14 protein-coding genes are annotated in these 20,850 nt (G+C 47.8%); 8 read left to right on the top strand and 6 right to left on the bottom strand.

Annotated elements, in window-relative coordinates; translation table 11 throughout:
- Positions 1 to 13 precede the first annotated feature (13 nt).
- Positions 14 to 844 carry an SDR family oxidoreductase gene (locus NH568_RS22685; protein WP_253110654.1) on the top strand — a complete coding sequence of 277 codons (831 nt, stop codon included), beginning with the start codon at positions 14 to 16 and terminating at the stop codon, positions 842 to 844.
- A gap of 80 nt (positions 845 to 924) precedes the next feature.
- Here NH568_RS22685 and rplT read toward each other — a convergent pair whose 3' ends face one another.
- From rplT to thrS, 4 genes are all read right to left on the bottom strand, one after another.
- Entirely contained in the window at positions 925 to 1,284 is a 360-nt protein-coding gene (gene rplT / locus NH568_RS22690; RefSeq protein WP_010387194.1) for a 50S ribosomal protein L20, read from the bottom strand.
- A gap of 15 nt (positions 1,285 to 1,299) precedes the next feature.
- A complete protein-coding gene (gene rpmI, locus NH568_RS22695; protein ID WP_010387195.1) occupies positions 1,300 to 1,500 on the bottom strand; it encodes a 50S ribosomal protein L35 in 201 nt (66 codons plus the stop codon).
- Positions 1,501 to 1,704: 204 nt separating this feature from the next.
- A complete protein-coding gene (infC, locus tag NH568_RS22700) occupies positions 1,705 to 2,268 on the bottom strand; it encodes a translation initiation factor IF-3 (RefSeq protein WP_138553418.1) in 564 nt (187 codons plus the stop codon).
- A 70-nt stretch (positions 2,269 to 2,338) separates the two neighbouring features.
- On the bottom strand, positions 2,339 to 4,249 hold the full coding sequence (gene thrS, locus NH568_RS22705) for a threonine--tRNA ligase (protein WP_253110656.1): 1,911 nt from the start codon (positions 4,247 to 4,249) through the stop codon (positions 2,339 to 2,341).
- 235 nt (positions 4,250 to 4,484) lie between these two features.
- Here thrS and NH568_RS22710 point away from each other — a divergent pair, with 235 nt between their 5' ends.
- The 3 genes from NH568_RS22710 to NH568_RS22720 all read left to right on the top strand — a co-directional run bounded on the left by NH568_RS22710 (position 4,485) and on the right by NH568_RS22720 (position 8,086).
- Complete coding sequence (locus NH568_RS22710; protein ID WP_253110658.1) at positions 4,485 to 5,489, top strand: endonuclease/exonuclease/phosphatase family protein; 1,005 nt, start codon at positions 4,485 to 4,487, stop codon at positions 5,487 to 5,489.
- Positions 5,490 to 5,564: 75 nt separating this feature from the next.
- Positions 5,565 to 6,026: a DUF3010 family protein gene (locus NH568_RS22715; RefSeq protein WP_125717620.1), complete on the top strand. Its 462-nt coding sequence runs from the start codon at positions 5,565 to 5,567 to the stop codon at positions 6,024 to 6,026.
- 215 nt (positions 6,027 to 6,241) lie between these two features.
- Positions 6,242 to 8,086, top strand: a complete 1,845-nt coding sequence (locus tag NH568_RS22720; protein WP_253110660.1) for an ABC transporter ATP-binding protein — start codon at positions 6,242 to 6,244, stop codon at positions 8,084 to 8,086.
- A 15-nt stretch (positions 8,087 to 8,101) separates the two neighbouring features.
- Here the strand turns inward: NH568_RS22720 and NH568_RS22725 are convergent, their stop codons facing one another.
- Positions 8,102 to 8,716 carry a TetR/AcrR family transcriptional regulator gene (locus tag NH568_RS22725; protein WP_253110661.1) on the bottom strand — a complete coding sequence of 205 codons (615 nt, stop codon included), beginning with the start codon at positions 8,714 to 8,716 and terminating at the stop codon, positions 8,102 to 8,104.
- 461 nt (positions 8,717 to 9,177) lie between these two features.
- Here NH568_RS22725 and NH568_RS22730 point away from each other — a divergent pair, with 461 nt between their 5' ends.
- The 4 genes from NH568_RS22730 to NH568_RS22745 all read left to right on the top strand — a co-directional run bounded on the left by NH568_RS22730 (position 9,178) and on the right by NH568_RS22745 (position 19,906).
- Positions 9,178 to 10,353 (top strand): efflux RND transporter periplasmic adaptor subunit, encoded by a 1,176-nt coding sequence (locus tag NH568_RS22730; protein ID WP_253110664.1) that lies wholly within the window; start codon positions 9,178 to 9,180, stop codon positions 10,351 to 10,353.
- Between the two features lie 4 nt (positions 10,354 to 10,357).
- The gene (locus tag NH568_RS22735) at positions 10,358 to 13,531 is read left to right on the top strand and encodes a multidrug efflux RND transporter permease subunit (RefSeq protein ID WP_253110668.1); all 3,174 of its coding nucleotides are present in this window, start codon (positions 10,358 to 10,360) and stop codon (positions 13,529 to 13,531) included.
- 295 nt (positions 13,532 to 13,826) lie between these two features.
- Positions 13,827 to 15,530, top strand: coding sequence for an AMP-binding protein (locus tag NH568_RS22740; protein ID WP_253110671.1), 1,704 nt, complete (start codon positions 13,827 to 13,829; stop codon positions 15,528 to 15,530).
- Between the two features lie 281 nt (positions 15,531 to 15,811).
- On the top strand, positions 15,812 to 19,906 hold the full coding sequence (locus NH568_RS22745; protein ID WP_253110673.1) for a hybrid sensor histidine kinase/response regulator: 4,095 nt from the start codon (positions 15,812 to 15,814) through the stop codon (positions 19,904 to 19,906).
- 163 nt (positions 19,907 to 20,069) lie between these two features.
- Here NH568_RS22745 and NH568_RS22750 read toward each other — a convergent pair whose 3' ends face one another.
- Complete coding sequence (locus tag NH568_RS22750; protein ID WP_253110676.1) at positions 20,070 to 20,597, bottom strand: TerB family tellurite resistance protein; 528 nt, start codon at positions 20,595 to 20,597, stop codon at positions 20,070 to 20,072.
- Positions 20,598 to 20,850: the final 253 nt, after the last annotated feature.

A 20,850-nucleotide genomic window follows, 5' to 3' on the forward strand; every position in this document is an offset into this window, starting at 1 on the left:
CATGGATAAACACATGACAAAATCGATTTTAATCACCGGATGCTCAACCGGGATCGGCTTTTACTGCGCCCAAGCACTCCATACAGCTGGGTTTCGTGTCGTCGCATCGGTGCGTAATCCTCAACACTTAGAGCGCTTTCGGGAAAGCGGGATCCCCTGTGTCATTTTAGACCTGGCTGATGAGTCCTCTATCAAAACAGGATTTGATGAAGCCGTGGCATTATGCGACGGTCAGCTAGACGCGCTATTCAACAATGGGGCATATGGTCAGCCCGGTGCCGTTGAAGATTTACCTACCGATGTATTGCGCGCTCAGTTTGAAACTAATTTATTTGGCTGGCACACACTGACACGCTTGGCTGTTGCCCATATGAGACAGCACGGAGGTGACAGTCGAGTAATTCAGAACTCTTCAGTTCTGGGGCTGGTAGCCTTACCTTACCGCGGTGCTTACAATGCAAGTAAATTCGCACTGGAGGGGTTAACCGATACACTCCGTATGGAACTAAGCGGGTCAAATATTCAGGTCAGTCTGATAGAGCCTGGTCCAATTCTGTCCGAGTTTCGTCGTAATGCGCGCATTGCATTTGAGCAACACGTTGAAATAGGTAGCAGCGTGCACAAGGCCGAATATGAGGCTCAGTTAACTCGTCTGAATGCACAATCTGCACCTCAAAAATTCACGCTGGGGCCAGAGGCTGTCTATGACAAATTACTGCATGCCCTTAGCGCTAAACGCGCCAAGCCAAGATACTATGTGACCTTCCCGACTTATCTGATGGGGTATCTAAAACGTCTGCTCAGCTCAGCCTGGTTGGATAAAATTTTGCTGAAAAATAGATAATATCACTGCATACAGTAGTGACTGGATCAAAAAAAGGAGCCATTGGCTCCTTTTCTTTTCAATCGCTTAGCTTAAGAGAATTAAGCTGCAAGACCTTCTTTTGCTTTAGCAACTAGTGCTGCGAAAGCTACTTGGTCGTATACTGCGATATCAGCTAGGATCTTACGATCGATTTCAACAGATGACTTTTTAAGGCCATTGATGAAACGGCTGTAAGAAAGGCCGTTTTGACGTGCAGCAGCGTTGATACGTGCAATCCATAGTTGACGGAAAGTACGTTTCTTAGCGCGACGGTCACGGTAAGCGTATTGACCTGCTTTAGTTACTGCCTGGAAAGCTACGCGATAAACACGTGAACGTGCTCCGTAGTAACCTTTAGCTTGCTTTAATACTTTTTTGTGACGTGCACGTGCGATAACACCGCGTTTAACTCTTGCCATTTCTGATATCCTCTATTAAGCGAATGGTAACATACGATTGATAAGACCAAGGTCATTCTTATGAACCATAGTCTTGTTACGTAGGTGAAGTTTACGCTTAGAAGATTTCTTAGTCAGAATGTGACGAAGATGCGACTGTTTACGCTTGAAACCGCCAGAAGCAGTCTTTTTGAAGCGCTTAGCAGCACCTCTGTGTGTCTTTAGTTTGTAAGACATTGCAATAACTCCAAATGATATTGCGTTAACATTATGCAATCAGGCGGATGATAAACATCACTTTTTTGGCCTGGTATGCACCCTAATTCCGGTGAAAAGCCATAAGTGACCTTTACTTAGGTACCGGTTAACTCAGGTGGCGTACGCACTTGAAACCTGAGTTAAATTCTGTCGATCGTCAAATCGGCGCGTATTATGCCTTAATTAAGACTTTTTCGCAACAGGCGCCATCATCATAATCATTTGACGGCCTTCCACCCGGTTCGGGAATGACTCAACCTGAGCCACCTCTTCCAGGTCCGCTTTCAAACGATTAAGCATTTCAATGGCAATTTCCTGGTGGGCCATTTCACGGCCACGGAAACGAATGGTGATTTTCGCTTTGTCGCCCGCTTCAAGGAATTTGCGAAGGTTACGCAGTTTGACCTGATAATCGCCTTCGTCCGTGCCAGGACGGAATTTGATTTCTTTAACCTGGATCTGTTTTTGCTTTTTCTTTTGTTCTTTTTGTAGTTTTGCTTTTTCAAAAAGGAACTTACCGTAGTCCATTACTTTACAGACTGGTGGCTCTGCATTCGGACTGATCTCAACCAGGTCCAGGCCGGCTTCTTCCGCAAGCGTTCTTGCTTCTCTAATTGAAACTACGCCTGCCTGTTCGCCTTCAGCGTCAATTAAGCGAACTTCTTTCGCTGTGATTTCTTCATTGATACGATTTTTCTGAGCAGTAGTTTGCCCTTTTTTGCCGCCTCTAATGGTACGTTCCTCCAAAAAGTCAAAAATATATTGTGCGAAAAGCGTTTTATGTTAGTTGATAAGCCCTTCGCACAGGTTTGTTAAATTAACGTCTGTCTTTAATTTCTTCGCTGATCTTAGCAATGAAGTCATCAACAGAGAACTTGCCCAGGTCTTCACCTTTGCGTGTTCTTACCGCAACTTCTTGTTGTTCTACTTCTTTGTCACCAACAACAAGGAGATAAGGGATACGTTTTAAAGTATGCTCGCGGATTTTAAAGCCAATCTTTTCATTTCTCAAGTCAGCACAGGCTCTTATTCCAAGTTTATTCAGTTTTTGTACAACTTCGTGCACATAGTCCGCCTGTTTGTCGGTGATATTCATAATCACCACTTGCTTAGGGGCAAGCCAGGTCGGGAATAAACCCGCATACTCTTCTGTCAGGATGCCAATGAAACGCTCCAGTGAGCCCAAAACAGCACGGTGGATCATCACTGGTGTTTTACGTTCATTGTTTTCCGCCACATACGTCGCGCCCAAGCGGCCCGGTAAAGCAAAGTCTAGCTGTACTGTGCCACATTGCCAAGCACGCTCAAGACAGTCGTACAAGGTAAACTCGATCTTAGGGCCGTAAAACGCGCCCTCGCCCGGCAAGTAGTCGAACTCAATGTCATTCGCTTTAAGTGCATCAGCCAGCGCTTCTTCTGCTTTGTCCCACATTTCGTCGTCACCGATGCGCTTTTCAGGGCGCGTAGACAGTTTTACGACAATTTTTTCAAAGCCGAACGTTGAATATGTATCATAGATCATATTAATACAAGCTGATACTTCATCCATGATCTGTTCTTCAGTACAGAAGATATGCGCATCATCCTGTGTAAAACCACGAACACGCATCAGACCGTGCAGTGCGCCCGAAGGCTCATTACGGTGACAACAGCCAAATTCGGCCATACGCAATGGTAAGTCACGGTACGACTTCAAGCCTTGGTTGAAGATTTGCACGTGTCCCGGACAGTTCATTGGCTTAATGGCATATTCACGCTTTTCAGACTCTGTGGTGAACATCGCATCAGCGTACTTGTCCCAGTGGCCTGATTTTTCCCACAGACCACGGTCCATCATCAGCGGGCCTTTAACTTCTTCGTAAGCATACTCACGCAGTTTCTCACGCACGAAGTCTTCAAGCTCACGGTAGATGCTCCAACCGTCGTTATGCCAGAAAACCATGCCCGGCGCTTCTTCCTGCCAGTGCCACAGATCCAGTGCTTTACCAATTTTACGGTGATCGCGTTTCTCAGCTTCTTCCAGACGCTTCAGGTAAGCCTTAAGCTGCTTCTTATCTGCCCACGCAGTACCATAGATACGCTGAAGCATTTTATTTTCTGCATTACCACGCCAGTATGCACCAGCCACTTTCATAATTTTGAAGTGTTGGCAGAATTTCATGTTTGGCACATGTGGACCACGACACATGTCCACATATTCTTCATGGTGGTATAAGCCTGGACGGTCATCTTTGTCGATGTTTTCATCCAGGATTTCCATTTTGTAGGTTTCGCCACGCGCTTCAAATGCGTCGCGTGCCTCTTGCCAGCTTACTTTCTTCTTAATAACGTCATAGTTAGTTTTAGCAAGTTCAAGCATGCGCTTTTCGATGGCATCGAGGTCTTCCTGAGTCAGCGAGTGCTCCATGTCGATGTCGTAGTAGAAACCGTTATCAATGGTCGGACCGATTGCCATTTTGGCTTCAGGGAAAAGCTGCTTAACCGCGTGGCCAATCAGGTGCGCACACGAGTGACGGATTATCTCTAAACCATCTTCATCTTTTGCGGTGATGATCTCAAGCTGCGCGTCCTGTTCAATCAGGTCGCATGCATCAACACGCACACCGTTAACACGACCTGCGATGGTGGCTTTCGCCAGGCCTGGGCCGATGTCTTGAGCGACTTCTAAAGTAGTGACCGGGTTTTCGAAAATACGCTGACTGCCGTCAGGGAGAGTAATTACTGGCATGATAATTCCTATTTACAGTGGTGACACCTACAACGCATCACATGTATTAGTTAAGTTAATTCTTTTAAATTTGATGCCCATCAACGCTTTTACGAATAAGCATTGATTGAACAGTGATATACTGTCAGTGTCCGGGGACTTTCAAACGCGGAGACCATTGTGACCGCTCACGTGACGAGTTGCAAGGAAAAGACTAAGATTAAGCAGGGATTTGGGTAAAATGACGAGGAAAACCATGGCACAGAAACACACATACAAGTTTGCATCCTTTAATTTGCTGAACTTTGCTGCGCCCCCTTATTCTTTTTATCAGCTTGATGAATCCTACAACGACACTCAGTGGCTCACCAAAACCCAGTTTATCACGGGTCTAATCCAGCATATGGACCCAAGCGTCATTGTGTTTCAGGAAGTGTTTAGCCCCGAAACGCTGGCTACCTTATGTGAAGATTTGGGTCTACCGTATTTTGCCACCGTAGACACGCCTAAACCTGATCTGGTCTATCCCAATGTGCTGTTTAATCCCATTGTCGCCATTGCCAGCAAATTCCCCTTTAAGAGCTTTACCCCGCTGGAGCCCTGCCCCGAGTTACTGGAATACCTCAATAACCAACACCAGTTTAAGTTCAACCGAACTCCGATCAAATGCAGTTTTGAGCTACCCGATTTTGGCCTGACAACCGTCTATGCAGTGCATTTTAAATCCCAACGCGTCCATTCGATGGCCCACATGCTGGGTAATGCTTCCGTCGAAGATCCCTTGCTCACTTTATTGCACCAGACCGTCGGCACCATGCAGTCGCAGATCTCCCGCTCGCTGGAGGCCTCTATTGTTTACTACGATGCCCTCAAAACACAGCGCGAGAAAGGCGCCGCAACACTCGTCATGGGTGATTTTAACGACCATATTGCCAGCCCTGCACTGTCTTTTATGACTCAGCAGTTTCCGACCAGTGCTATCCATCAGGACTTTAACAGCGTCGGACTATTCGATAGTTTTTGCCTGGCGGACAATCAACTCAGCTTTGGTCAGAAGCCACCTACTCACTACTATCAGGGTACAGGCAACACGCTCGACTATATTTTAGCCTCTAAAGAGTTCAACCCAAACCATGAGCACAGCAAGGTCAGACGCCTCACCTATCACAATTATGCGTCGCACCTGGACCCCAAACGGGATGAAGAAGACATTCGCTATTCCGATCATGCCGCCATTGCCATAGAAATGATGCTGCAATAAGTTCTCGGCGTTGGCGAGCTGTGGTATGATCTTTACCTGTAACGATTTATTTGACCAGTTAATGGGAAACCAACAATGAGAACACTCGGTGTAGAGATTACCGGCAGCGAGGCCCTGCTGTGCCTGTTGAGCAAAGAAGAAGACGTTTTTGATATCCGTGATATTCGCCAGACGCGCTTCACGCTTGGTAATATTGGCCAGGACACAGATGCGATGCGCAAATTCCACTTCGATTTTGCTAAGCTGGTAGAAGATTACAAAATTGACTCTATTGCCATTCGTCAGCGTGCCCATAAAGGCAAGTTCGCGGGCAGCGCGGCAGGCTTTAAAATGGAAACAGCGATGCAGCTTATCGAAGGCACAGACGTTAAGTTATTGTCTTCAACTGAAGTCAAAGAGCAGCTGAAACGCAACCCGGTGCCGGTCGATTTCGCCGATACCGGCTTGAAAAAATATCAGGAACAAGCATTTCACAACGCCTACGTATACATCATGCGTAAAACGTATGGTCATGAAGAAGCCGAGCAGGCAGAATAGCCATCTCGCCCGGCTTACATGCCGGGCTTTTTGATCCCACTACACACAGCTAACACTTTCTCTTATTTCACTTTTTTCAATTTGTCACTTGGTTTTCATCCGTGTTCTGCGTTATAAGTACGCTAGGCGTGTGTGCTTTTTCTGAGCAAACTGACGAACACACCCCACATCAACGCGCAGGGTCGATCCGGCACTGTTACCATGCAGGAGGCAATATGCTTAAGTTTTTCGAACGATTCACTGACCCATTCCCAGCGCGACCAGCGACACAACCCCCACAAGGCTTACTGGCGTTTTGCCGGTTTTATACCAAAGGCATGGAGTGGCCACTGTTGTTGATGTCGCTGTCGGCTGCCATCCTGGCCACGCTCGAAGTGATGTTGTTCGGCTTTATGGGCACGCTGGTTGACTGGATGCAGGCGTACACGCCTGCTGAGTTGTTCGAAGTTAAGCGCCAGGAGCTCACCATGATGGCCTTGATCACTTTGGTCGGCCTCCCCTGTTTGGTATTTTTCCATAGTGCCGTTTTACATCAGAGCTTGTTGGGTAATTACCCCATGGCTATCCGATGGCTGGCACATCGTTATTTGCTTAAACAAAGTATCTCTTTTTATCAGGATGAATTTGCCGGGCGAATTGCCACCAAAGTGATGCAAACAGCATTGGCCATCCGAGAAGCGGTAATGAAACTGCTGGATGTGCTGGTTTATGTCATTGTGTACTTTGGCGCTATGCTAGCTCTGGTGAGTGACAGTGACAAGAGACTGATGATCCCTTTGCTGATTTGGCTGGCCTTGTATATAGGGATGCAGTTCTATTTTGTTCCCCGACTCAAAGAGGTCGCCAGCAAACAAGCCGATGCCCGCTCTCAGATGACAGGTCGCGTAGTTGACAGCTACACCAATATCACCACGGTCAAGCTGTTCTCGTATAATAAGCGAGAGGAAATCTACGCTCGGGAAAGTATGGACCTGTTTATCCAACCCGTCTATGCGCAGATGCGGCTGGCAACCCAGTTGAATGTCAGTATTCAGACACTGAATTTCCTGCTGGTGTTCAGTGTCGCGGCGGGCTCCCTCTACCTGTGGTCACTCAGTGCAATCAGCAGCGGCGCCATTGCAATCACGATTGCCCTGGCTTTGCGCCTTAATGGCATGTCGCAATGGATTATGTGGGAAGTTTCGAGCTTGTTTGAAAATATAGGCACCGCCATTGATGGTAAAAATACCTTGGCCAGACCGTTAGACGTACAGGATCTGCCCAACGCTCCGCCGTTAAACGTCACCCGGGGCGAAATAAAGTTTACCGATCTGCACTTTGCATACAGGCGGCAAAAGCAATCCGATCAACATGCCGTCATTCAGGGGCTTAACCTGACAATCGCCCCAGGCGAAAAAATCGGTATTGTCGGTCGCTCCGGCGCGGGAAAATCGACCCTGGTCAATCTACTGCTGCGTTTTTATGATGTTCAGCAAGGCAGCATTGTAATTGATGGGCAAAACATTGCTCAGGTTGACCAGGAAAGCTTACGCGCAAACATCGCCATGGTGACACAAGATACTGCACTGCTTCACCGCAGTGTTCGTGATAATGTGCTGTACGGCAGGCCCGACGCAAGTGAAACAGAGTTGCTGGATGCCATTAATAAAGCCGAAGCGAGTCAGTTTATCGAAGGACTTGAAGACAGTCAGGGGAATACCGGGCTGGATGCTCAGGTGGGTGAGCGCGGTGTTAAGCTTTCAGGCGGACAACGCCAGCGTATTGCCATAGCACGGGTATTGCTAAAGAATGCCCCTATTCTGATTTTGGATGAAGCAACCGCGGCTCTGGACTCTGAAGTAGAAGCGGCGATTCAGGATAGTTTAGACAGTCTGATGACGGGTAAAACCGTGATTGCGATTGCGCACCGCTTATCGACCATTGCACAAATGGACCGGCTGATAGTGATGGATCAAGGCCAGATTGTTGAACAAGGCACACACGATGCCCTACTGGCACAAAACGGTATCTATGCGAAATTGTGGGCACATCAAACGGGCGGTTTTATTGGTGTTGAATAGTCGCGCTCATGTAGATCAGGTCGGTTGTTGTATTGCATATTTTATGCCCCCACAAAATAACTGACAGGCCTGATCCACAAAAGCATCCAGGTCTGCTTCAGTAAGGGGGGCCTGCCAGCGGATAGCCTGATCCCAAAACGTCAGCCGCTTCAACGCCCCCCAAAAAAAAGCAGCGGCAAATGGCGCAGAGAAAGTGCCCAGACACCCTGCACGGGAAGCCTCTTCAAACCACAGGCTCATTGCAGACTCGCACTGGCTGAATTTCCGGTTAAGCCTGTCAGCCTGAGCCTGACAGCGCATGGACTCAATCATAACGATGCGTGACAGCTTGATGTAGTCTTCATCCGCCAGCAGGGAAACAGCGCTGTCGGCAAGGTGACGCAGCTGAATTTCAAAATCGTAGTTTGGGATAAACTGAATGGTCGTAATTGGTTGTATTCTTTCAATTAACGAAACGACTACTGCATCAAACAAAGCTTCTTTTGTTGCGTAATGCTTGTACAATGTACGTTTGGATACCCCTGCTGCACTACAAATTGCCTCCATAGTGGTGGCCTGCAGCCCCCGCTGAGCAAACTCTTCTACCGCTGCGCTTAATATTGCTTGTTGTTTTTCAGTAAGCTGGGTCATCGACTCGAACATCTGTGTGAAATTAACAGTAGTTTAACTTAAAAAGGCCCAATGTGAAAGTAAACGCTTTCGTATACTAATTTATCAAAAAAGTATACTATACCGTTTACCCAATAAAAAATTAGGTATACACTTGCGTATACTTGCAACATTGTCGACTCATCCAAGCACAGTACAACTGACTAAAAACCCCTTTGGGTAAACAGCAGTCGGTTGCTTTAATGCTGACGCGGTTTGCGCTGTTTTGGTGTAGGCAGCGCGCCGCAAGACAATCTGTTCACTGGTTTCAGGACCAGATCTACAGTAATTAAATCGGCACACGCAATTACAAAAGCAGTGCTACACTTACTTGATTGGTTTGTGAACACGTCAGCGAATATTTGCAAAAGTAAACCCAAGAATTAAGAGTCCAATTCGTCTCTTTCAGGAATAAAAAATTTTAATCAGGATTTGGAGTATACATGTATCCAGCCAACAAAAGCAGTCGTGTAGTACACCTGGCAACAGCGGTATTGTCTGCACTCGTAATTTCCGCCTGCTCCGAGGCGCCACAAGGCCAGGGTGGTCCGTCTATGCCACCCGCACAGGTTAGTATCAACAAAGTCACGACCCAAAGTGTACCATTCAATATCGAGCTGCCAGCGACATTGGCTGGCGATAAAGAGGTGGAGATCCGGGCCCGCGTGTCGGGGCTTATTGAGTCCCGAAACTTTGAAGAAGGCCAATATGTTAAAGCCGGACGTTCTTTGTTTACCATTGAGCTTCGTCCATTGCAGCTGGAGCTTGAAAAAGCCGAAGCGGAACTCAATGCAGCCAAAGCCAATTTGGCGCAGGCAAAGCGCGAAAGAGACCGGCTTGAGCGCCTGAAAGACGAACGTTCAGTATCGAAGCGGGATTTCGATAATGCCGTATCAGCCTACGAAGTGGCCATTGCAAATCTGGATTCAGCCAAAGTAGCGCTCAGTGAAGCACAGCTTGATCTTGAGTATGCTCAGGTAAAAGCGCCTGTTTCAGGCATCATGGGCCGGGAATTTGTCTCGCAGGGGAGCTATGTCTCTGGCCCGACCGTACTACTGAGTGAATTAACCGACACAGGCATGATGCGCGCCCGCTTTGGCTTTTCTGAGCGAGAGCAACTGGCCATGCGTAAGGACGTCGAAAACGGCACGCTCAGCCTGCCCAAAAATAACGAGTTCAATGCCACCCTGGTACTACAGGACGGCTCTGTCTATGCGCACTCCGGCAAAGTTGACTTCTCGGATGTGCGAGTCAACCGTTTTACGGGTACCAGTGAGCTCCAAGCCCGCATCAATAACCCCGACGGTGAACTACGCCCGGGTCAGTTTGTCCGCGTTCGCCTGTCAGGCGCGGTACGCAATAACGCTATCGTATTGCCACAGCGTGCGGTATTGGATAACGGCACAGGTAAGTTTGTCTATATTGCAACAGAGAACGAACAAGGTATGACGGTAGCTTTGCCCGCCCCTGTCGAGGTGGGTGAATGGGTAAATTTAGATGGTAAAAATATGTGGGTGATACGACAAGGCCTGACACCCGGCCAGCCCGTGATCGTTGAAGGCATGGCAAGGATCTTCTTCCCGGGAATGCCTGTCTCCGTGAGCGGTGAAGGAGAATAATTGTATGTTCTCTAAGTACTTTATCGATCGCCCGATATTTGCATTTGTGATCTCCATCGTCATTGTGCTGGCAGGTCTGGCAGCAATGCGCACCCTGCCCATTGCACAGTATCCTGAAATAGCCCCTCCTCAGGTTCAGGTAACCGCCTTTTACCCGGGCGCGTCTGCCGATGTATTGGAGCAAACGGTTGCAGCCCCGATAGAAAATGCCATCACAGGGGTTGAAGGCATGATGTATATGGAGTCAACCAGTACCAGCTCCGGTACAACCACTATCACTGTCACTTTCGAGATAGGCACCGATATTGATCAGGCCGCGGTCGACGTCAACAATCGGGTCAAACAGGTTGAAGCGCGTTTGCCTGAAGAGACACGCCGCCAGGGCGTTGTGGTTGCTAAGGGTTCATCCAGCTTCTTACAGGTTCATGCGTTTTATTCACCTGACGGTACGCGTTCCAGTCTATGGACGTCCAACTACGTGACTATGAATATTCTTGACCGCATTAAGCGTATTCCCGGTACTACCAGTGTACAAATTTTCGGTGCCAAAGATTACGCCATGCGTGTGTGGATCCGCCCTGATTTAATGAGTCAGCTGGGTGTAACTGTCGAGGAGATCACAGCAGCTATCCGTGAGCAAAACTCACAGTATGCAGCGGGAACTATAGGTGCCACGCCAACCAGCAGCCAGCCGCAGGAACTGGTGTACAGTGTGACAGCCAAAGGTCGTTTGTCTACACCTGAAGAATTTGAGGCGATTATCATCCGCGCGAACCCGGATGGCTCGACCCTGCGCCTTAAAGATGTTGCGCGTGTCGAGCTGGGCTCAAAAGATTACAACTTTGCCGGTACTTTTAACGGTAAAGAAGCGGTATTACTGGGTGTTTTCCTGCAACCAGGTGCCAATGCACTGGATGTAGCGAACGAAGTAGAATCAGTGATTGCTGAGCTACGTCAGCAATTTCCGGTTGGACTGGACCACGGTATCCCATACGATACAACTCGCTTTGTTGAGGTTTCTATTCGTGAGGTACTGATCACCCTGGTTGAAGCCATGGTACTGGTATTTTTAGTGGTATACCTGTTCTTACAAAACTGGCGTGCGACTTTAATTCCGACTTTGGCAGTCCCGGTTTCTTTGCTGGGTACTTTTGCCGGCCTGTACATGCTTGGTTACTCCATCAATACCCTGACACTCTTTGGTATGGTGCTGTCTATTGGTATCGTGGTCGATGATGCCATCGTCGTTTTAGAGAACGTTGAACGGATCATGCACGAGCAACACCTGAATGCCCGTGAAGCAGCGATTAAAGCAATGCAGGAAGTAAGCGGCCCGGTGGTCGCAATTGTATTGGTATTGTGCTCGGTGTTCGTACCCATCGCATTCCTGGGTGGATTAACCGGTGAGTTATTCCGACAATTCGCCATCACCATCTCGATTTCGGTGAGCCTGTCGGGTGTAGTCGCACTGACCATGACACCAGCGCTGTGCGTAATGATCCTCAAGCATGAGCACAAGCAGACTGCAGGGTTTTTCTTGCGGTTCAATAACTGGTTCCAGCGCGTCACCGGCCGTTATGTTGGCTCCGTGAGCTTTATGATCCGCCGCGGCCTGCTTGGCCTGGTGCTTATGGCTTCCATGGTTGGCGCAACCGTGTTTATCTGGCAAAAAACACCGGGATCTTTGGTTCCGGATGAAGATCAGGGCTTTTACATTGCCGCAGTGTTCCTGCCAGATGGCTCTTCACTGGAGCGTACCGCTGCTGTAGTGGAAGAAGTAGTTGCAGCGGCGCAGTCTAACCCGGCTAATGAAAACGTGGTGGCCTTTACCGGCTTTGACTTTATCGGTGGCGGTTACAAAAACAGTGCAGCGACCCTGTTCATTACTCAGAAACACTGGGATGAGCGCGAAATTGACACTAAATCTCTGGTTGGTGAGCTGTTTATGAAGACCGCCGGGATCAACGAAGCGCTGGTACTGGCCTTCAACCCCCCTGCCATCTTTGGCCTGGGTACCACCGGTGGTTTCGAGGTATACCTGCAAAATAAGGCAGGCACCGATCCTGAGCGACTCAAACAAGGCATGCAGATGCTGATGGGCGAAGCGCAAAAGAGCCCGATCCTGGCCGGTATTCAGACGCTTTGGCGACCAGATGCGCCGCAGCTCAAAGTCCATATGGACAGAGAGCAGGCGCGTGCCATGGGCGTGAACATCAACTCGGCGTTCAACGCACTTGCCGCTAACCTGGGTAATTACTACGTCAATGACTTCAATAAGTTTGGTCGTGCCTGGCAGGTGCTGTTGTCAGCCGAAGCTGAGTTCCGTATGTCACCTGAAGACGTTGGCCGCATTTATGTGAAAAACAACCGGGGTGAGATGGTCCCTATTTCGGCGTTCACTGACATTGAGTACAGCCGGGGTCCGGAAACCCTGCAAAGGTACAATAACTTGTCAGCCGTTAAGCTGATGGGTAATGCCGCGCCCGGTTACAGCTCCGGCCAGGCCATTGCTGAGTTTGAGCGTATCGCTAAGCAAGTTTTGCCACCGGATATGACTTTTGAGTGGACAGCATCCGCGTATCAGGAAAAGCGCAGCTCAGGCACAACCGGTCTCGCACTGGGGCTGGCCGTTGTAATGGTCTTTTTGATCCTGGCAGCGCTGTATGAACGTTGGTCACTGCCTATTTCGGTATTGCTGGCACTGCCCTTTGGTACTTTTGGTGCGCTTATCTCAATCTGGGTTGCAGGTCTAACCAACGACGTTTACTTCCAGATTGGTCTGGTCACTTTGCTTGGCCTGGCCAGTAAAAATGCCATTCTGATCGTTGAGTACGCGCTGATGAAGACACAACAAGGCTGGAGCCCGGCTGCGGCCGCACTGGAAGCCGCAAGGTTGAGATTCCGCCCCATTATTATGACTTCACTGGCCTTTATCCTGGGCGTAGTGCCGCTGGTACTGAGCTCAGGTGCTGGTGCGGGTGCACGTCATAGTGTCGGCACCGGGGTGATGGGTGGTATGCTCGCAGCCACTTTCCTGGCCGTATTCTTCCTGCCCTTATTCTTCTACTGGTTAACCGCAAGACGTGTGGCTGAAAAACGCTCCAAACACGAGCTTTGCGAAGAAATTGCGCAGCAACATAAAACTGAGCACGTAGATACTAAAGAAGATTTGGCATAAGCTGCCACAAAGCATAAAAGCGCCGGTGACTCAAAGAGCACCGGCGCTTTTTGTTACGCAACGCGATATTCTCTTCTGCACGTTAGATCATTTTTGGTGATTGTTTCTTTTGTTAGATGTTAATTCCAAACCCTTAGTCTTTAGCCTTTAGTCTAATTTCATGTCATTTCGTCGGCTCTGGCTTGCAATGGGGTAAACTTTACTATTTCTTTGGGTTATAGCTTATTACGGTTTAAGCACCTTTAGTGATTTCATGGGTGTGCCCGCAGGCAATGACAACAACAAGGAAAAGATCATGACAACATCAGCAATCAAGCCAACCCTCAGCTATCATCGTGGCGCCTCTGACACACCTTTACTTGAGCAAACCATTGGCGGCTATCTGGAGCGCATTGTCGAGCAGTTTGGGGACCGTGAAGCGATTGTTGTGTGCCACCAGCAACAGCGTCTTAACTATCGTGAGTACCAGGCTCGTATTGACGAGCTGGCTGCTGCGCTATTGCATTGTGGGATCCAGCCAGGCGACAGAGTTGGGCTCTGGTCACCCAATAATCTTGAATGGTCGCTGGTGCAATTTGCCACCGCGCGGATTGGTGCCATTATGGTGTGCCTGAACCCCGCTTACCGCCCTGCCGAGCTAGAATTTGCGCTCAATAATGCCGGCTGCAAAATGCTCATCATGGCCTCCCAATTCAAACATAGTAACTATGTCGATATGCTCAAAGAACTTGCCCCGGGCCTGGAAGACTGCTCTTTTGGTGATCTTTACGCTCCCAGACTACCAGATCTGACCCATGTTGTGGTTATTCCACAACCTGGAGAATCGGCCCCGCCAGGGCTGTTTGATTTCAAGCGGTTGCTTACACTCGCCTCAGAACAAGATTATGACACCCTGCGCACTATCGGGCCCAGATTAAACCCCGACGACGCCATCAATATCCAGTTTACGTCGGGGACAACCGGCAACCCCAAAGGCGCAACATTAACTCACCGAAACATTCTCAACAATGCCAACCTGGTCGCGCAGACTATGCAACTGACAGAGCATGATAAACTCTGTATCCCGGTGCCCCTATATCATTGCTTTGGCATGGTGCTGGGTAACCTGGTATGTCTCAGCCAGGGGGCCTGTGCAGTTTTCCCCAATGATGCTTTTGATCCGCTTCTGACACTACAAACCGTTGAGGCAGAGCAATGTACTGCGCTGCATGGCGTACCTACCATGTTTATCGCACAGCTGGAACATGAGCAGTTTAATCAGTTTGACCTGAGCTCACTCAGAACCGGAGTTATGGCCGGTGCCACCTGTCCGGAAAAGGTCATGCTAGATGTTCAGGCCAAAATGCACATGACCGACATCTTAATTGGCTACGGCCAGACTGAATGCAGCCCTATTAACCATATTACTGACGTGTCGGCTCCTTTGATAAAACGGGTCACAACAGTCGGTCGGGCTATTGCCCATACAGAGGTGAAAATCGTTGATGAAAGTGGCGAACTTACCCCCAAAGGAGTACCAGGCGAGGTCTGTGCTCGCGGATACAGTGTCATGCTGGGCTATTGGCAGGATAACGCAAAAACTCAGGCAACCATAGACGCTGACGGCTGGTTACACTCGGGCGATTTGGGCGTGATGGATGACGAAGGTTATGTTGCCATCGTCGGGCGCATCAAAGACATGATCATCCGTGGTGGCGAAAACATCTACCCAAGAGAGATAGAGGAAGTATTGTATCATCATCCCGACATTCAGGATGCCGCAGTATTTGGGATCCACGATGAAAAATACGGTGAGGAAGTGTGTGCCTGGCTACAACTCAAACCCGGGCATTACATAGATGAAGAAACAGTACGGGATTATCTAAAAGACAAACTCTCCTACTTTAAAGTCCCCAAACACATACGTATTGTCGATACTTACCCTATGACAGTCACCGGGAAACTACAAAAATTTAAAATGCGCGAAGCGATGGAACACTCTCTCAACGAGCCGGTATAAGCAAGGGCGACAAGTCGCCCTTTACCAACGAGCAATACACGCCTGATAACTGCAGCTCAGCCATTTGCAGGCATCTTATTGGTTAAAGTAAAAGGATTTTTGAATAAAAAAGACTTACTCACACAATAAAATTTTAACTGCATAAACAGCTAAATACATAGAAATCGTTCACAAATTCAACTAGCCTATTAACAAGAGCTCCACTTTTAAAGTATTTTTCATGGTTGCCAATCATGCATTTGGGTAGACAGTCAATTGTAATACACACACTCCTGGTCTTGATGGCTGTCATACCTGTGCTTTGCTTTGGCAATATTCCCTTACTTGCCAATCAATACTCATTGAAAAAACTGACCGCTGAAGACGGGTTTGTCTCGTCAGAAATTTATTCCATAATTCAAGACCAACAAGGGCTACTCTGGTTTGGTACGGCCGAAAACGGGGTTATGCGCTACGATGGTCGCAAAGTCACCCTGTTTGAGTTTGATGGCAAGAATGCTGGTGGCCTGTCTCATAATGACGCCGGAAACCTGATGCTGGACCGGAATGGAAACATCTGGATTGGGACCTGGGGTGGTGGCGCGAATCGATATGATCCCAAAACAGGAAAGTTTGAAAATTTCCTTCACGACCCCAAGCAAGCCGATTCAATTTCCGCAAACAGGATCCAGTCTTTATATCACGATCTGGACGGTACTATCTGGCTGGGGTCTTATGATAGCGGTCTTAACCGATACTTAGGGCAAGGTCAGTTTGAACACATCAGGAAAACTTCTGAGTCGGCAACAGGTCTTTCCCATAACCGGATCTGGGACATAGAAAATGACGGCAAGGACCGCATCTGGATTGCTACCAGCTATGGGCTAAATTTATACGATAAAACCACCAAAAGTTTCCATTACTTTTTTCCCGACTCAGCCAATCTCACCCCAACCGGCACAAATGAAATCCGCCATATTTTAAAAGCGTCTGACAACCAGCTTTATGTAGGCACACAGCAAGGTCCATTCACATTTGACCCAGAAAGTGCTGATTTTACGGAAATCGGACCACAAGATGGCAGTCATCTTGGCCAGGTAAATTCTATGATTGAAGATCAGGAGGGTTACATCTGGTTTGTTACCAGTAAAGGGGTATTCAGAAAAACCCCTTCAACTGATGAGTTAGTGCAACTAGACCTTGAGCATAGTCATGGCATGAGAATTATCTTTGAAGACAGTGCCAGAACGCTCTGGATAACTAACGAGGTGCATGGCATTTTCAAACTGGTACCTCATCGCAAATTTAAGTCAATTAACAGCTCAAAACTACAGGCACCCAATGGCATTACCTCAGACAGTAATGGTGATCTGCTCATAGTAAACTCAAGGTCACACCTGTTAAAATGGGACGTGTCTTCGCAAACCTTGCGCACCCTGTCTGGCCCAATTTTTAACGAGTCCAATGGGTTTGATGAAAACAGGCTGTTAGAGCGTCCGGTTTTGCATCTCGACACACAGGGTAATTTGTGGATTGCACAAGATGAAGGGCTGGCGAAATTTGATTTAGACTCGCATGAAGCTGAGCTCATTCGGTACCCCAAGGATGACCCTAACCACCGAGAATTTAGAGAAATCAGAGCACTCGCTGTCGATAAGCAAGGCGATCTGTGGATAGGCACATACAAAAATGGCGCCTATATTTACAGCCCCGATACAAGCACCTTCAGACACCTTGGTCCCTCCTACGGCTTATCTCATCCGGAAGTACTGACAATCTATAAAGATAATTCACATAATATGTGGGTCGGCACCGGCAATGGCGTTAATCTGTGGCTGGAAAAAGAACAAATTTTTCAGCCCTTTACAAACAATATTTACCGGGAAGACAGCCTGCTGGGGAGTATCGTTCAGGATATTCATCAAACTCAGGACGGGCAGATCTGGATTGCCACCCAGCAGGGACTTAACCTCTATCAGGCTCAGACCAATAACTTTGCGCATTTTAGTATGCAAAATGGCCTGCCCAGCAACCTGATCCGTGCGATTTCGGATGACATGCGGGGGAATTTATGGCTCACCACCAACAGAGGCATCACCAAGTTTTCTCCAGCAGATGGTAAAGTCACTAATTTTGACAGCCACAATGGACTGCTCGGGCTAAACTATTATCCGGATAGCCTGGTAAAAGGTAGGCACGATCTCTTATTTACCAGCAGTCAGCGTGGCATTGAATATTTCAGTACACGCCCTTTGCAGGCTAACCAAAAAGATCCTGCGCTGATCCTGACCGGTTTTAACAAAATGGGGCAGCCCGTTAAGCTGGATAAACCCTATTCCTATGTGACTGATATTTATCTTACATACCTCGATGACATTTTTTCTCTGGAATTTTCAGTCCTGGACTTTGTTTCACCTAATAAGAATTTGTATGCCTATAAGCTTGAAGGTTACGATGACAACTGGATAGAAATAGGCAACCGTAATAGCGCAACTTTCACTAACTTAGATGGCGGGCATTATACCTTTCAGATAAAAGCAACCAACAGCCGTGGTGAATGGGGCTCAAGCATTCTGTCTGTTAACCTGCACGTGTCCCCGCCTCCGTGGAAAACTTGGTGGGCTTACACTTTGTATGCATTGGCGTGCGCACTGGTTATCTTTAGCGTGATCTACTTACGTACCAGATTTCAAAAAGCTGAGATAGACCGCCAGAAGCTGTTTGTGATCCAGCTTGAGGAGCAGGTCTCTGAGAAAACCGCCTCATTAAAGTCGCAAGCCACGGAGCTTGAGGCAGCACTGAAAAAAGCGGAAGAAGCCACCCGGCTTAAATCTGAGTTTTTGGCCAACATGAGTCACGAGATCAGAACCCCCATGAATGGCGTACTGGGTATGTTGGAGCTACTTAAACACAGCGAGTTAACACCCGAGCAGGAACATTCTGTGGGAATTGCCAGCAACAGTGCGCACTCCTTACTCAGCCTCATTAACGACATTCTGGATTTTTCAAAAATTGAGGCCGATAAACTGGAGCTGGAATTCATTGACTTTGATGTCAGGCAGCTGTTTGAACAGCTTGCAGAATCCATGGCTCTTGCAGCACAAACAAAGGGGATCGGCCTTGTTTTGGATCTGACGGGCATTGACGTAAACACTATTAATTCCGACCCTGGCAGGATCAGGCAAATTGCAGCTAATATCCTCAGTAACGCCATTAAATTTACAGAGGAAGGCGAAATTATCATCTCTGCCTCACTTAACCCGTCAGCCAGTGATGGCCAGTACACTCTCAGTTGTCAGATCCAGGACACCGGGATAGGCATTCCAGAAGCCATGCTCTCGAGCCTGTTCGATTCCTTCACTCAGGTTGATGCGTCAACCACCAGAAAATATGGCGGTACCGGGCTTGGGCTGAGCATAACGAAAAGACTTTGCCAGCTGTTAGGGGGAGATGTTTACGTTTCTAGTAAAGTGGGTATTGGTAGCAGCTTTGAATTTACTTGTCTGGTATCCAAAAGCGACCAGCCTCAGCAGAGTGCGCCGGCATTTGATTCTATGAATATTCGTGCGCTGTTAGTTGACCCGGACACATCCAGTAATCAAGCCATCAAAAAGCAACTTGAACTTTGGCAGGTTAAGGTGAGTGTGGCAAAGAACGCAGAAATTGCACTGCAAATACTGGCGGAAAACACCATAGATATTGTCTTTTTTAACCGCTCACTTCCAACCATGAGTAGCGAGCTGATGGCCTGTGAGATACGGAGAAACGCTGAACATAGCCGATTAAAATTGATCATGATGACGCTGCTTGATGAACAGTTCGAAGCCATCGAATCCAGCTCAGAACAGCTGGACGGATACTTCACCAAACCAGCAACTCAAAGCGACCTCATCAAGGCGTTGTCTACCGTAAAGGCCAATACTGAGGCTGTTCCTGACACTTCAGCCATTCAAAATAACCTTACTGATAGCGATATCTCAGCCCCTTGCTGGGCAAAAAACACCCGCGTTTTGCTTGTTGAAGACAATAAAGTAAATCAGATTGTAGCTGTGAGGATCTTAGAGCATTTAGGGGTATCAACTGACATTGCCGAAAACGGGTATGAAGCATTAGATAAATTGCGCGATGCTGATGACTCAACTCCATACACTATTGTACTGATGGACTGCCAGATGCCGAAAATGGATGGCTATGAGGCAACCCGCTGTATACGTTCGGCACAGGCTGGAAGTCTTCAGGCAGATATTCCCATCATCGCCATGACTGCCAATGCCATGCAAGGCGACAAACAAAAATGCCTGGATGCAGGTATGGATGATTACATAACCAAGCCCATAGAATCTGCCAAAGTTGCCGAAAAGCTTGAATACTGGATCACTAAAACAACGATAACCTGACTAAAACGCTGGCTTTGCTAATCTACGAATGAGCTGTATTGGGTTGAGTGGAGTTGCTCATTAATGTCAGAGCAACACATTCAAAACGGACGGTTCAAGCATTCGAAATGCTAAAATGAGGAAAAGAGCACACGAGATAGCGAAAAGCCGCTATCTCGCAGCCCTACCATTTGGATGGACGCACAGTAGGTAATCCCTTCAGAACTTTTTTCATGTACTCAGCTTGCTTACCAGATGGCGAACCGTCAATATCAGCAACTCTCTGTAAAAGATCTTTTATGGAATCTACCTGATTTGGTTTGAATTGGTCATAAGCCCTCTCCAAACTTCTTGCTGGGTTTGAGAAAAACTCCTGACCATTGCCTATAAGATACACACTGGAGGTGAGCATATCTTTTGCTTCCCCAGGGCTAAGGTGAAACTCTTGCTCAAACACCTCAAGGATTGCCAACTTTTGAGTCGCTGTAATATCTCCATCCACTTTTGCAACCCCTGTTACCAGCAAACCAGCAACATCCAACGGAGAGTCCAGTTTGAAAACAGGGTTAAGATCGTGGTTTTTGCGAAAAGTCCTGCGGCGGTGCCATGAAAAAGGATTAAGCCAGCCCAAATCAATTCCAGAATCGTTGAGTCGATTAGCCAGAATTAAAATTGTAATGATTGCTCCGAGCAAACCTAAGATAATGTGCATTGTTAAAAATTTTCCTTTTTTGGCTAACAGATAATTCGACTCCCTCCTTCCTGCTATGCATTACTGGTCAGCTTTTAAGATTGGAGTCAGATAGTTATAGACAATAATACAGTGAACGGTATTGATTTGGCAAAAGTTGTTTTGCAGGTTGGCGTGTACGTAAACATTTAGATGAGTTCGAATGAAGAGTTAATACCGCAAGCATTTACATCAGGGTTGTAACTCAGTTGCAAAATAAAAACTGGAGACCCCT

It is taken from the genome of Pseudoalteromonas sp. XMcav2-N (assembly GCF_024124545.1).
Classification (GTDB): Bacteria; Pseudomonadota; Gammaproteobacteria; order Enterobacterales; family Alteromonadaceae; genus Pseudoalteromonas.